This window comes from bacterium (assembly GCA_004299235.1).
Lineage (GTDB): Bacteria > Chloroflexota > Dormibacteria > Dormibacterales > Dormibacteraceae > SCQL01.
This window is the reverse complement of the sequence record SCQL01000017.1, coordinates 102,449-115,733: the sequence shown is the minus strand read 5'-3', so window position 1 is coordinate 115,733 and position 13,285 is coordinate 102,449. Positions and strand designations below refer to the sequence as shown.

The following is a 13,285-nucleotide window of genomic DNA, read 5'->3' as shown; positions in this document are numbered from 1 at the left end:
TCACGAGGAGACGGACAGCACCACCTTGCCGAACTGTTCGGCCGCGTCGAGCCGCCTCAGGGCCTGCTGCACTTCCTCGAGCGGATAGACGCTGTCGACGACCGGACGCAGGCCGCGATCGATCGCCTTGAGCACGGATTCGAACTCGTCCGCGTTGCCCATCGTCGATCCCAGCAGGCCCGAGTGCCGGAAGAAGAGGCGAGGCATGCTGAGCTCCGCCTTGACCCCTGAGGTCGAGCCGCAGGTGACGACGCGCCCGCCGATCGCGAGCGAGCGCATGGACTCTTCGAGGGTGGCGGGGCCGACGTGCTCGAAGACGACGTCGACGCCGTCGTTGGTCGCCTCGCGAACCGATTTGCTGAAGCTCGCCGAATCGAAGACCGCCTCGGCGCCGAGCTCGAGCGCACGCTGACGCTTCGCCTCCGACCGGCTGGTCGCCAGGACGCGCGCTCCCAGGTGCTTGGCGATGCGGATGGCGGCCACGGCCACGCCGGCCCCCGCCCCGACGACGAGGACCGTCTCACCGGGCTGCAGGCGGGCACGCGTGGTCAGCATCCGCCAGGCGGTCAGGAAGGTGAGTGGAAAGGCCGCCGCCTCGGGCCATGACAGGCCGGCCGGCTTGGCAAAGAGGTTGCGAGCGTCGATGTGGATGAGCTCGCAGGCGGTACCGTCCGAATGCTCGCCGAGGATGCCGAAGCTGGCGCATCTGACGTTCTGACCGGCTCGGCACCATTCGCATTCCCAGCAGCACAGGGTGGGGAAGAGGACGACCTCGTCACCCGGCTTCCACGCCGGATCGGAGGAGGATCGCACGACCCCGGCGCCATCCGCCGCGATGACTCGTGGCGGGGTGACACGCTGGGCGCCGTGGGCCAGCCACAGATCGAGGTGGTTGATCGAGGCGGAGCGGATGGCGACCGCGACCGAACCCGGCGCGGGCTCAGTCCTCGGCCGCTCACGGATGCGCACTCCCGCCGGGCCGATGGGTTCTTCGTACACTGCAGCTCGGCCCTGGCTGACGACGCCCGCACCGGCGTGCGAAGAGATCATTTGCGAAACTTAACCAGAACCGCGGCGACACGCGCCGGCCGCAACCCCAGGCTCCAACCCGGCGTTACAAGGTCCATGCGGGCTTGGGCTCTGGCCGGTGTCCTCCTCACCCTGTGCCTTTACGGCGCCCCCGTGCAGGCTGCGCCGGCACAGCCGCCAGGCCATCAAGCCGCCCGGTACGTGAGGTGGTTCTATCCCAGCCAGATGGCCTACGGCCCCATCGAAAACGGCTCGGGGAACACCGGCTCGGCGCCCGCGCCGTGGGCCTTCCTGACGCTGCCCTTCATGGGTCCGCACTACGTCACCTCGATCTTCGATCACTGCTCGCCGAACTACGCTTCGAACGGCAGGGTCTGCAGGTACGACGGCGTGGTCGCGTCGGCCGCCGTCGGCGGTCCCGACCCCACGTTCGATGCCGGTTATGCGCAAACCCCGGGCCGGCACGACTACCTCTACTACGACGGCCACGACGGCTACGACTACGGTCTGGACTACGAACCCGTGGCGGCGGCCGCCCCGGGCACCGTCAGGCTGGCGGACTGGGCCGTGCCGTCGTGCCACAGCTGCCTGAGCGGTCTGACGATCGAGATCGATCACGGCAACGGGTTGCTCTCTTACTACGGGCACCTGTCCCGGCTCTCCGTCGCCCAAGGCCAGCACGTGCGCCGGGGCCAGGTGATCGGAATTTCGGGCAGCACGGGCACCGCCACGGGTCCGCACCTCCACTTCGGCATCTACCACGTCAACGGCAGCGGCCCGGTCGACCCATACGGCTGGTCCGGCTCGTTCCCCGACCCGTATCCGCACGACCTGGGCGACCTGTGGATCGGCGGGTCGCCGCGATATGCCGGCATCCCGATGCCGCACGTCAGCGTCAGCGCGGCGCCGGAGCTGGCGGACCCCACCGCCATCGACGTGTCCTGGTCGAGCCCGGGCGAGGGCGACGCCTTCACCGTCGACGCCGTCGACCAGGATGGGAGGATGACGAGGTGGATGGGCGGAGCCGGCGCCGGCTCCGCGGTCTTCCACGGGCGGCCCGGCCAGAGCTACTGGTTCTGGGTCGCCGTGACCACGGATCTCGGCTGGTCCGACGCCAACGGCTCGGTGGCGATATCGGTGCCGCACCTCAACCACGGCGAGGCGCAGTAGACCGCCCCCTTAGAATCAGTCGGTCTTGATAGCCGAGGCCTTCAAGGGCAAGACCATTCTGGTCACCGGCAGCACCGGTTTCCTCGGCAAGTCGCTTGTCGAGAAATGCTTGCGTTCCATCCCGGAGGTTGGACGCATCAACCTGGCCATCCGCTCCAGCGCGCGTCGCCCCGCTGCGGAGCGGCTCGAGCGCGAGGTGCTGTCCAGCCCCGCCTTCAGGCGCCTCAAGGAGGAGCGCGGCGAGGACGCCTTCGCCCGGCTGGTCAAGGACAAGCTCGCGGTGCTCGAGCTCGACCTCGGGCGCGACGGGCTCGGCCTCACCGCCAACGGCCTCGAGCAGCTGCGGGCGTGCGACATCGTCATCCACTCCGCCGCGGCGGTCGAGTTCGACAACCCCGCCGACCTCTCGGCCCAGACCAACCTGCTGGGCGCCGCGCGCATGGTCGAGGCGCTGAAGCACGCCGCCCTCGGCCGGGCGGGCGCGCCGCCGCACCTCGTTCACATCTCCACCGCATATGTCGGCGGCATGCTGCGCGGACTGGTCCGCGAGGAGCCGCCGCTGGATCCCGGGCTCAACTGGCGCCACGAGGCGGCCGTGCTGTCCAGCCTGCGCGGGCCGGTGGAGGAGGAGTCGCGGCGTCCCGAGATCCTCAACCGGCTCCGCCGCGAGGCGCAGTCGCGGATGGGACCCGCGGGCACGCCGGCGGTGGCGCGCGCCACCGAACGGCGGCGCGATCGCTGGGTCAAGGACCGCCTGATCGAGCGCGGACGCGCGCACGCGAATGCCATGGGCTTCGCCGACATCTACTCCTTCACCAAGGCCATGGCCGAGCACGCCGTCGTCGAGCTGCACGGCGACATCCCGCTGTCGATCGTGCGCCCCTCGATCATCGAGAGCGCACTGGAGGAGCCCTTCCCCGGCTGGCTCGAGGGATTCCGCATGGCCGAGCCGCTGATCCTCGCGTTCGGGCGCGGCATCCTCCGCGACTTTTCCGGCCTGCCCGACTCGCTGCTCGACATCATTCCCGCGGACTTCGTCGTCAACACCGTGCTCGCGGTCGCCGCCAACCCGCCGCCGGACTCCAGGCCGCGCGTGTACCACGCCGCCTCGGGGAGCCGCAATCCACTGCGCTTCCGGCAGGTCGCCGACGAAGCCACGCGATATTTCGGCCAGCATCCGCTGCGCGACCGCTACGGCCAGGCGATCGGCACACCGAACTGGACCTATCCCACCCGGGGCGAGCTGGCGACCCGGGCGCGAACCGCGCTGCGGTTCGTCGAGGCCGCGCAATGGGTGGTCGAGCGCCTGCCGCTCGGCGCCAGCGTCGCGGACGTGTCGGACGACCTCAACGCCGAGCGCGAGCGCCTGGAACGCGGGCTCAACCTCATCCAGCTCTATGGCGTCTACACCGAGGTCGACTGCATCTTCGACACCCGTAACCTGATGTCGATCTGGGAGAAGGTGCCCGCCGCGGAGCGCCAGCATTTTCCGTTCGACGCTGCGCTCTACGACTGGGAGCACTACTTCCAGGACGTCCATTTCCCCACCGTCGTGCGCATGTCGCGCGCCGAGACCACGGCGCGGAAGGGCAAGCAGCCGACCGGCAGCACCGCGCCCAGGGCCGAGTCGAGCTCGGTGCGCGCCGCGATCGATCGGCGCACGGGTCGCTCAGACGTGCTCGCCGTCTTCGATGTCGACGGCACGCTGGTCGAGACCAACGTCGTCGAATACTTCCTCTGGATGCGCCTGCGGGCACAGCCGCTGGACGACTGGCCGGCCTTCATGGCGCAGATGCTCCGCGAAGCCCCGCGCTGGCTTTATCTCGAGCGGCGGTCGCGAGCCGAGTTCCAGCGCAGCTTCTACCGCGAGTACGACGGCCTCGACCTCGAGGTGATGAAGGGATTGGGCCGCGAAGCGCTTGACGCCGTCACCCTGCGGCGCATCTATCCGGAGGGCATGCGGCGCATCCGCGAGCACAAGCGCGCCGGGCATCGGGTGCTGCTCCTCACCGGTGCGCTGGACGTGGTCGTCGAGCCGCTGGCCGAGCTGCTTGAAGTCGAGGTCGACTGCGCTCACCTGCTGACGAAGGACGGCCGTTTGACCGGCGACCTCCAATCGCCGCCACCCGCGGGCGAGGCGCGCGGGACGCTGCTGGAGGAGTACGCCGGTCGCAACGGCATCGTGCTGTCCGAGAGCTTCGCCTACGCGGACTCGCTGTCCGACCTGCCCATGCTGGAGCTGGTCGGGACTCCGGTCGCGGTCAACCCCGACGCGCGGCTGTCGCAGGTCGCGGGCCAGCGCGGCTGGCGGATCGAGCGCTGGCGCATGGCGCCCGGCAACTGGCGCCTGCCCATGCCCGACCCGCGCTCCCCCGAGTACCGGGAGGCGGTAAGACGATGAGTGAGGTTGAGTTCCCTCTTCCCGTCGGGAAGAGGGCTGGAGTGAGGGCTTGAGCCGGTGCTAGCGGTCCAGTACGTCCGGTCGATTGCGTCCTACGCCATCGTCAAAGCCTCGGGCGGCCGGCCCGACGTCGCCACCAGCGCCCTGTCGATGCTGCACCTGGGCGACGTCGCCGAACCGCAGCTCCCAACACGCGACTGGGTGCGCGTGCAACCCACGCTGAGCGGGATCTGCGGCTCTGACCTCGCGGCCGTCGGCGGCCATGCTTCGCTGTACCTCGACCCGCTGACCAGCTATCCGTTCGTGCCCGGGCACGAGGTCGTGGGCACGCTTGACGATGGCACGCGCGTGGTCGTCGAGCCCGCGCTTGGCTGCAAGGTGCGGGGCATCGACCCTCCCTGCCCACGCTGCGCCGAGGGCCGTCCGGGGCTCTGCTACAACGTGACCGAGGGGCCGATCGAGGTCGGCCTGCAGACCGGATACTGCGCCGGCACCGGTGGGGGATGGGGCGAAGTGCTCGTCGCCCACCCGAGCCAGCTGCACCAGGTCCCGGCCGCGCTTGCCGATGAGGCCGCCGTGCTCATCGAGCCGTTTGCGTGCTGCGTGCACGCGGCGCTGCGCGGTGGGGCGACCAAAGACGACGTGGTGGTCGTGCAGGGCGCCGGGACGATCGGCCTCTTAACCGTGGCCGCGGTCAGGATCTTCACCCCGCCCAAGCGCCTCATCGCGGTTGCCAAGCATCCGACCCAGCGCGACCTGGCCCGCAGGCTCGGCGCCGACCAGGTCATCGCTCCCGCCGATGTCTTCCAGCGCATCCGCTTCGCCACCGGGGCGCGCCGGCTGGAAGGCATGAACCGCCCGCTCCTGCTCGGCGGCGCAGACCTGACCTTCGAGTGCGTCGGTCGCGCCGACAGCCTGAACGACGCCGTTCGCTTCACGCGCGAGGGAGGCACCGTGGTGGCGGTCGGTATGCCGAGCGAGGAGAAGGTCGACTGGGCGCCGATCTGGCAGCGCGAGCTGACGGTGACCGGCGCCTACGCGTACGGATCCGAAGCGAAGAGGAAGGGCAAGCGGACCTTCGAGCTGGCGCTGGAGGCGGCGCCGGAACTGCACCTCGACAAGCTCACCGGTCCGCTGTTCGGCCTCGGCGAGTATCGGGATGCAATCGCGTACGCGATGAGCGCGGGACGCCTTGGCGCCGTGAAGGTCGCATTCGATCTGCGAGGATTGAGGGCCTGATGCCTCGACCTGGAGCTGTCATCGAAGTCGACCGCAACACCCCGCCGGTGCTGTTCCACTTCGGCGAGGGCGTGCGGCTGGAGAAGCTCCCGCTAGGTGCGCGCATCGTCTATCCGCCCGATCCGTTCGAGCCGATCGCGCATCCCGAAAGGGCGATCAAGCGCGCACTGGCCAAGCCGCTCGAAGACGACCCGCTGAAGTCGCTGCTGCGGCGCGGGATGAAGCTCACGATCGCCTTTGACGACCTGTCTCTGCCGCTGCCGCCGATGGCGGCGCCTGACGTGCGGCAGCTTGTCATGGAGGAGGTCATCGACATGGCGGCGGAGGCCGGCGTCGAGGACATCCACCTGATCGCCGCCCTCGGGCTGCATCGCCGGATGACGGAGGACGAGATCCGGCACATCGTCGGCGAACGCATCTTCAGCACGTTCTGGCCCGACCGCCTCTACCAGCACGACGGCGAGGATCCGGACGCCAACGTCTACATCGGCAAGACCGCGGAAGGCGAAGAGGTCACTCTGCACAAGCGCGCCGCCGAGTCAGACCTGGTCGTCTACGTCAACTTGACCCTGGTCCCGATGGACGGGGGGCACAAGTCGATGTCCACCGGGCTGGCGACGTATCGCGGCATTCGCGCCCACCACAACGTGAAGACGCTGCTCGGCTCGCGCTCCTACATGAACCCACCCGATTCCGCGCTGCATCACTCCTGCATCCGGCAGGGCCAGCTGATCGAGGACACGGTGCGCGTGTTTCACATCGAGACGACGGTCAACAATCACGCGTTTCCGTCCATCGCCAGCTTCATGCAGAAGCGCGAGACCGACTGGACCGCTCGCGACCAGGCCATGTTCCTCGGCATGAAGCAGCTGACCGACCTTGCGCCACCGGCGTTCAAGCGCAGCGTCTTCCACGCCATGCGAGCGCCTTATGGGTTGACCGGGGTGAATGCGGGTCAGGTCGACGCCGTGCATGACAAGACCCTGGAGGCGGTCAGGGCTCAGATCAGCGTGAGGGTCGAAGGCCAGACGGACATCGTCACCATCGGAGTGCCGTACCTCGGCCCATACAACGTCAACGCCCCGATGAACCCCGTGCTGGTGGTCTGCATGGGCATCGGTTATCTCTTCAACTTCTACCGGTCGAAGCCGGTGCTGAGGAAGGGCGGCGTCCTCATCCTCACGCATCCGTGCAGGTACGAGTTCGACGCGGTGCAGCATCCCAGCTATATCGACTTCTACGACGAGGTGCTGGCCGACACCACCGACCCGCGCGAGATCGAGAGCAAGTACGAGCTGCGTTTCGCCGAGGACCCGTGGTTCCGCCAGCTGTACCGCAAATCCCACGCCTACCACGGCGTACATCCTTTTTATGCGTGGTACTGGGCCGCCCATGCGATGGAACATGCGGGCGATGTCATCATCGTCGGGGGGGAGCGGGATGTCGTGCACCGGCTCGGCTTCAAGTGCGCGACCACCCTGGAGGACGCTTTCGAGATGGCCGAGCAGACCGTGGGGCGTCATCCGAGCGTGACGCATCTGAGAATGCCCCCGATCATGCTCTGCGACGTGGAAGGGTGACCTGGTATTCGGGGGAGGGCGGGTTGACGCGGCTTGCCGGCACCGCCGGCGCTCTGGTTCGCGATGTGAGCCGGGTCCGCCGCGGCTGGCACTGGGATACGCCGCGACCGCACACCTGGCCGGAGCAAGGAGCTGTCGTCCCGGCGCCGGCGAGCGACCTCGGTTGGGCGCGGCAGGAACCGGTTCGCTCCTTCCGCTACCTCATCCAGCACGGGCTGCTGCTGCCCTTCACCGAGGCGATGGCGCATCCGAAGGTCGAAGGCCGCGAATGGGTGCGCGAGCTCCAGCGTCCGGTGATCTTCGCCGCCAACCACTCGAGCCACGCCGACACGTCGCTCATCCTTCACGCGCTGACCGACCGCGCACGCGACCGCACGGTGGTCGCCGCCGCGGCCGATTACTGGTTCAAGCGGCCGCTGCTCGGCAACATCGTGAGCCTGTTTCTGAACACCTTCCCCTTCTCGCGCACCGGCGGCGCTCAGGCGCAGCTCCACAGCTCGAGCCAGCTCCTGAAGTCCGGCTGGAACCTCGTGCTCTTTCCGGAAGGGAGCCGCTCTCCTGACGGGCGGATCCAGGAATTCAAACCCGGGGTTGGACATCTCGCCAACGAGACGGGCACTCCCGTCGTGCCCATGCACATCCGCGGCGCTTACCAGGTGATGCCGAGAGGGCAAAAGCTGCCGCTGCCGGCGCCCGTGAGGGTGCGGATCGGCAAGCCCATGACGCCGCGGCCAAAGGAAGGCTCGCGCGAGTTCACCGCCAGGGTGGAGACCGCCGTTCGGGCGCTGGCCGCCAAATCCTCCCAGCCCGAGATCCAGGGCACCTGGATCGAACGGTGGCGAGCCTCGAAACCGCGAGAGCTGCGCTACGGAGACTAGTTGACCTACTCGATCGTGGCGCGCGACAAGGTGACGGGTGAGCTCGGAGTCGCCGTGCAGTCGCACTACTTCGGGGTCGGCCCGGTCGTGCCCTGGGCCCTCGCCGGGGTGGGCGCAGTGGCGACCCAGTCGCAGGTCAACGTCAGCTACGGGCCGCTGGGATTGGATCTCATGCGGGCTGGATTCACCGCCGAGCAGGCGCTCACGGCGCTCACGTCCGGCGACCCGCAGGCCGAGGTGCGGCAGTGCGCCATCGTCGATGCCGCCGGCAACGTCGCCGCGCACACCGGGAGCAAGTGCATTCCCGCCGCCGGCCACGAGCTCGGTGACGGTTTCAGCTGCCAGGCCAACCTGATGGAGAAGGACACCGTCTGGGCGGCGATGGCGGACGCCTACACCTCGACCGGCGCGCCGCTGGCGGAGCGCATGATGGCGGCGCTGGATGCCGCCGAGGCCGAGGGCGGGGACATTCGAGGTCAGCAGTCGGCGGCGATGCTAGTTGTGCGGGGCACGCCCACCGGCCGCTCGTGGGAGGAACGGATCATCGACCTGCGGGTCGAGGATGCCGCCGAGCCTCTGGTCGAGCTGCGCCGCCTGCTGCGCATCAGACGTGCGTACCAGACCGACGACGAGGCGGATCGCCTCGCCGCGGCGGGCGATGTCGAGGGCGCGGCGAACCGGCGCCGCGAGGGATTGGCGATCGCGCCCGAGATGATCGAGCTCCGATTCTGGGCGGGTCTGGCGATGGCTGAGGCCGGAGACCTCGACGCCGGATGCAAGCTGATCGCGGAGGCCGTGGGCCAGGACAGCCGCTGGCTGGAGACCCTGCACCGCCTCGCTGCAGTCGATCGATTGACACCGGAATTGGCGTCCACAATCGAGGCCCGCCTCGCGGCGGGTGCTCGACGCCTTTAGACTTCACGAGTCTTGGGAAAGTTCAGAGGTCGACGAGGGCCGCGGCGTCCGGAGAAAGCGCGCAAGCCGGAACGCGAGAACGGCGACCAGAAAGAGCAGGCGGTGGTCATGGACGCGGTCGTGGCGCAGGCGCTGCCCAACGCCATGTTCGAAGTCGAGCTGGAGAACGGGCACAAGCTCATCGCTTACGCCGCGGGGCGCATGCGACGCTACTTCATCCGGATCACGCCCGGAGACCGCATCCGCGTCGAGCTGTCGCCTTACGACCTGACGCGCGGCCGGATCGTCTACCGCTACCGCGAATAGGCGCCTGAACCTCGAGCCGTGCCGCCATGCGCGGCCCGGTGCGTGAGTTTGGCTCCGAGCCGCTCCGAGGGGGGAGAGCACAACGCAGCCGAGTTGCGCCCGGTCAAACCCAGTTGCCCCCGGCTGCGCTGCGTAAGGCTCTAGCGGCGGCCTACGGTCTGGAAGCAGTCCAGGCAGTAGACGGGACGGGCCCCGGTCGGGACGAACGGGACCTGTGTCTGCTTGCCGCAGTTCGAGCAGATCACGTCGTGCATGGCCCGAGTCCGGCCGTTGCCCTCCGACGAGCGCCTGGCCGCCCGGCATTCGGGACAGCGCCGCGGTTCGTTCTGGAGCCCGCGGGTCTGATAAAACTCCTGCTCGCCTGCCGTAAAGAGAAAATCACGCCCACAGTCGCGACACTGCAAGGTCCTGTCCGAGAAACTCACCGTCTGGCCTCCTAGAAATCTCGCTCAGAGGCCCGGACGTAGGTGGCCGGTCTACCCCTCCAGCGTTGCGGGGGCGATTTTAGCGCGCTTGACGCGAATTTGGCGGCACAGGTTTGTACGCCCTCTCAGGCCGTGACCGGCGCCGCCTCCCGCTCCTGCTCGTCTTCGATGACCGGCGCCTCGGCGAATCCCGTGCCGCCGCGAGCGCCGGTCAGGGGGACTTCCTTGAGAAAAACGGTCGAGATCAGGGCGATGATGAGGATCACGCCGGCGAAAACGTAGATGTCGCGCAGCGTGTCCGAGAGCGCCAGGCGGATGGCGTGGACGAAGGCGGGGGGCAGCTTGGCGAGCAGCGTCGGGTCGAGGATCGAGTTCGCGCTCCCGCTCTTGGGCAGGTGGGCGACCACCTGCGCCGGCAGGTTCAGGTCGGCGACGCGCGTCTTCAGGTAGTCGGGCAGCCGGTTGGCCAGCACGGCGCCCAGGATGGCGCTGCCGACCGTGCCGCCCAGGTTGCGCCAGAACTGGATCTGGCTCGAGGCCACGCCCAGGTACTGGCGGGGCAGGGCGGTCTGCACGGCGGTCAGGTACAGGGGGAAGGTGACGCCGATGCCGAGCCCGACCACGATCAGGGCGGCCACGACGTGCCACTCGGGGGTGCCGGGCAGGATCTGTGAGAGCAGCCACATGCCGAAGATCATCACGACCACCCCGAGTGTGCCGAGGAGGCGGTAGTACCTGATCCGGCGCATCACGAACCCGGTCAGCGTGCTGGCGGCGAGCAGGCCGAACATCATCGGGGTGATGAGCGCGCCGGAGTTGGTCGCGCTGATGCCGAGCACACCCTGGAAGACGAGCGGCGTGAACAGGATCGAGCCGAACATGCCGAAGGCGGTCAGGAAGCCCACCAGCATGCTGACGCTGAACGTCGGGTTCTTGAACAGCTCGAGCGGGACGATCGGGTGTTCGACCCGCGACTCGATGAACCCGAACACGGCGAGCATCACGGTCGCGAGCGCGAGCAGGCCCATCACCTCGGGCGACGTCCACGCGTGGTCGCGGGTGATGGTGAGAGCGACCAGCAGAGGCACCACGCCGGCCGCGAGTGTCGCCGCACCCCAGAAGTCGATGTCGCGCCAGGAGGCCTTGGAGCGCACGTAGGGGAGGCCGGCCAGCACGACCGCCACGGCGACGATGCCGACGGGGATGTTCACCTCGAACACCCAGCGCCAACTCCAGTGGTCGGTGATGAATCCGCCGGCGGTGGGCCCGACGATCGAGCTCAGGCCGAAGACGGCGCCGAACAGGCCCTGCGCGCGGGCTCGCTGGTCGGGCGGGAAGAGGTCGCCGATGACGGTGAAGACGGTGGCGAAGAGCACGCCGCCGAAGATGCCCTGGATGCCGCGGAACACGATCAGCTGGGTCATGTCCTGCGCGAGCCCGCAGAAGGCGGACGCGACCACGAACCCGATCATGCCCACGAGCAAGAAGGGCTTGCGGCCGAACAGGTCGCCAAGCTTGCCGGCGATCGGGGTCATGGTGGTCGAGGTGACCAGGTAGGCGGTCGTGACCCAGGCCAGGCGGTCGAGGCCGTTGAGGTCGGCCACGATGCGGGGAATGGCGGTGCCGACGATCGTCTGGTCGAGCGCGGCCAGCAGCAGCGCCAGCATCGTCCCGGCGGTGGCGAGGATGATGCGCCGGCTAGAGAGTCCTTGGGTCACTTTCCCAGTTCCTTTCTGGCGTTCTCCACCAGCTGCAGGCACAGGTGTCGAAGCTGCGCCAGGTCGTCCTGGCTCAATCCCTCCGCGAGCTCCTGCTGGTGCTCGAGCCCTTCTTTCCAGATCGCCTCGATGCGGGCCCGGCCGGGCTCGGTCAGGCGGGCGTGAACCGAACGCCGGTCGTCGGGGTCGGGGACGCGCTCGACCAGGCCGTCGCGCTCCAGATGGTCGACCAGGCCGGTGATGTTGCGAGGCGTGGAGTCGAGGTTGTGGGCCAGGTCGCCGAGCGGCGTCGCCCCGCAGCGGTACAGGCGGAACAGCACGCCCAGCCGGCCCTCGCTGAGCCCGTGCTGGTCCGCCCACCGCTCCTGGAGGTGGTGCAGGGCGCGGGCGGCGATCCGCAGCGCCGACATGGCCTCGATCACGCTGACGTCGACCTGGAGCGGCTGGAAGAGTTGGCGCATGGCGACGCTGTACAGGCGTCCGGCGTCGTCGCGGGCGAGCTCGTAAACGGGTGCGGTGGCGTGGTCGAGGTGTTCGGGGTGCTTCATAGTGGAATCATTCATAGTGTAGGAATTCATTATTACCAAATACAGCTTTCGGCGTCAAGCTATTCTCGTCGGCGATGTTCGTGGGGGCGCCTGCCGCGTGATCGTCGACGCCCACCTCGACATCGGTTGGAACGCGATCGCGGGCGGCCGTGGCTTTCTTGGGCCGCCGGCGCCGGGCTATGTCGTCAGCCGCTCGTCGCTGGCCGGCGCCGGGGTGGGCCTGGTCTTCGCGACCCTGTACACGGCGCCCGCTCGTGCCCGGCGAGCGATGCGCACGCGCTTTGTCTACGAGACCGCGCACGAGGCGCACCTCATGGCCGTGGCGCAGGTCAACTACTACCGGAGCAGCGGGCTCGCGTTCATCCACGACCGGGCCGAGCTCGACGCCTACGTCAAGGGTTGGAAGAAGGGCCGGCTCGCCGCGGTGCTGCTCATGGAGGGCGCGGACCCGGTGGAGACTCCCTCTCAGCTGGGAGCGTGGACCGACATGGGCGTGCGCATCATCGGACCGGCGTGGGGCGCCACGCGCTACAGCGGCGGCACCGGCGCGCCGGGAGGCCTGACCGAATTGGGCGTGCAGCTGCTGAAGGCCATGCGCCGCAAGCGCGTGATCCTGGACCTCAGCCACATGGCCGAGCAGTCGGTGGCGGAGGCGCTGGCGCTGTGGCGCGGACCGATCATGGCCTCTCACAGCAACGCGCGGGCGATCGTGCCCGGCGATCGTCAGATCACCGATGCGACGGCGGCCGAGGTCGCGCGCCGCGGCGGCATCATCGGCATCAGCTTCTACCAGCGACACCTGCGGTCGTCGGGCCGCGCCACCTTCGACGACGTCGTCCGCCATGCGGTGCACCTGGCTCGCGCCGCCGGCGGCCCCGAACACGTCGGACTCGGCACCGACCTGGATGGTGGCTTCGGCTCCAAGGAAGCGCCGCTGAGCGATCTCGCCGAGCTCAAGGACCTGGCGCCGCGGTTGCGACGTCAATTCAATCGAGCCCAGGTCGACGGGATCCTGGGCGGCAACTGGATCAGCTTCCTCGGCAACCACCTCCCCGCGTGACCGGGAGGGGGCGGAG

General features: G+C 68.8%; 13 protein-coding genes. 8 read left to right on the top strand and 5 right to left on the bottom strand.

Going from position 1 to position 13,285, the window contains the following annotated elements; genetic code table 11:
- Positions 1–1,050, bottom strand: a complete 1,050-nt coding sequence (locus EPN29_04875) for a hypothetical protein (GenBank protein TAN33967.1) — start codon at positions 1,048–1,050, stop codon at positions 1–3.
- 75 nt (positions 1,051–1,125) lie between these two features.
- On the opposite strand from EPN29_04875, the gene EPN29_04870 reads away from it, so the two are divergent.
- Genes EPN29_04870 through EPN29_04850 form a run of 5 tightly spaced genes read left to right on the top strand, consistent with a single transcriptional unit; the run spans position 1,126 to position 8,297 of the window.
- On the top strand, positions 1,126–2,199 hold the full coding sequence (locus EPN29_04870; GenBank protein TAN33966.1) for a M23 family metallopeptidase: 1,074 nt from the start codon (positions 1,126–1,128) through the stop codon (positions 2,197–2,199).
- A gap of 25 nt (positions 2,200–2,224) precedes the next feature.
- Positions 2,225–4,600, top strand: a complete 2,376-nt coding sequence (locus EPN29_04865) for an HAD-IB family hydrolase (protein TAN33965.1) — start codon at positions 2,225–2,227, stop codon at positions 4,598–4,600.
- 57 nt (positions 4,601–4,657) lie between these two features.
- Positions 4,658–5,839, top strand: coding sequence for a zinc-binding alcohol dehydrogenase (locus EPN29_04860; GenBank protein ID TAN33964.1), 1,182 nt, complete (start codon positions 4,658–4,660; stop codon positions 5,837–5,839).
- Positions 5,836–7,419 carry a DUF2088 domain-containing protein gene (locus EPN29_04855; protein ID TAN34002.1) on the top strand — a complete coding sequence of 528 codons (1,584 nt, stop codon included), beginning with the start codon at positions 5,836–5,838 and terminating at the stop codon, positions 7,417–7,419. Before EPN29_04860 ends, EPN29_04855 begins: the two co-directional genes overlap by 4 nt.
- Positions 7,416–8,297, top strand: a complete 882-nt coding sequence (locus EPN29_04850) for a 1-acyl-sn-glycerol-3-phosphate acyltransferase (GenBank protein TAN33963.1) — start codon at positions 7,416–7,418, stop codon at positions 8,295–8,297. The genes EPN29_04855 and EPN29_04850 overlap by 4 nt, the downstream gene beginning before the upstream one ends.
- On the opposite strand, the gene EPN29_04845 is transcribed toward EPN29_04850, so the two are convergent.
- The gene (locus EPN29_04845; GenBank protein ID TAN34001.1) at positions 8,173–8,415 is read right to left on the bottom strand and encodes a hypothetical protein; all 243 of its coding nucleotides are present in this window, start codon (positions 8,413–8,415) and stop codon (positions 8,173–8,175) included. The two genes, EPN29_04850 and EPN29_04845, sit on opposite strands and share 125 nt — an antisense overlap.
- Here EPN29_04845 and EPN29_04840 point away from each other — a divergent pair.
- Together EPN29_04840 and EPN29_04835 are read left to right on the top strand one after the other, a co-directional pair.
- A complete protein-coding gene (locus EPN29_04840; protein ID TAN33962.1) occupies positions 8,298–9,212 on the top strand; it encodes a DUF1028 domain-containing protein in 915 nt (304 codons plus the stop codon). The two genes, EPN29_04845 and EPN29_04840, sit on opposite strands and share 118 nt — an antisense overlap.
- Positions 9,213–9,320: 108 nt before the next feature.
- A complete protein-coding gene (locus EPN29_04835; protein TAN34000.1) occupies positions 9,321–9,518 on the top strand; it encodes a translation initiation factor IF-1 in 198 nt (65 codons plus the stop codon).
- A 140-nt stretch (positions 9,519–9,658) separates the two neighbouring features.
- Here EPN29_04835 and EPN29_04830 read toward each other — a convergent pair whose 3' ends face one another.
- From EPN29_04830 to EPN29_04820, 3 genes are all read right to left on the bottom strand, one after another.
- Positions 9,659–9,943 carry a zinc-binding protein gene (locus EPN29_04830; protein ID TAN33961.1) on the bottom strand — a complete coding sequence of 95 codons (285 nt, stop codon included), beginning with the start codon at positions 9,941–9,943 and terminating at the stop codon, positions 9,659–9,661.
- A gap of 125 nt (positions 9,944–10,068) precedes the next feature.
- Positions 10,069–11,661: a DHA2 family efflux MFS transporter permease subunit gene (locus EPN29_04825; GenBank protein TAN33960.1), complete on the bottom strand. Its 1,593-nt coding sequence runs from the start codon at positions 11,659–11,661 to the stop codon at positions 10,069–10,071.
- Positions 11,658–12,239, bottom strand: coding sequence for a MarR family transcriptional regulator (locus EPN29_04820; protein TAN33959.1), 582 nt, complete (start codon positions 12,237–12,239; stop codon positions 11,658–11,660). Before EPN29_04820 ends, EPN29_04825 begins: the two co-directional genes overlap by 4 nt.
- On the opposite strand from EPN29_04820, the gene EPN29_04815 reads away from it, so the two are divergent.
- Complete coding sequence (locus EPN29_04815) at positions 12,238–13,269, top strand: peptidase M19 (protein TAN33958.1); 1,032 nt, start codon at positions 12,238–12,240, stop codon at positions 13,267–13,269. The genes EPN29_04820 and EPN29_04815 overlap by 2 nt on opposite strands.
- Positions 13,270–13,285: the final 16 nt, after the last annotated feature.

What these genes read in the sequence shown, in the direction of transcription:
- EPN29_04870 (TAN33966.1), top strand. Translation starts at nt 1,126, where the DNA reads ATGCGGGCTTGGGCTCTGGCCGGTGTCCTCCTCACCCTGTGCCTTTAC.
- EPN29_04875 (TAN33967.1), bottom strand. Translation starts at nt 1,050, where the DNA reads ATGATCTCTTCGCACGCCGGTGCGGGCGTCGTCAGCCAGGGCCGAGCT.
- EPN29_04820 (TAN33959.1), bottom strand. Translation starts at nt 12,239, where the DNA reads ATGAATTCCTACACTATGAATGATTCCACTATGAAGCACCCCGAACAC.
- EPN29_04835 (TAN34000.1), top strand. Translation starts at nt 9,321, where the DNA reads ATGGACGCGGTCGTGGCGCAGGCGCTGCCCAACGCCATGTTCGAAGTC.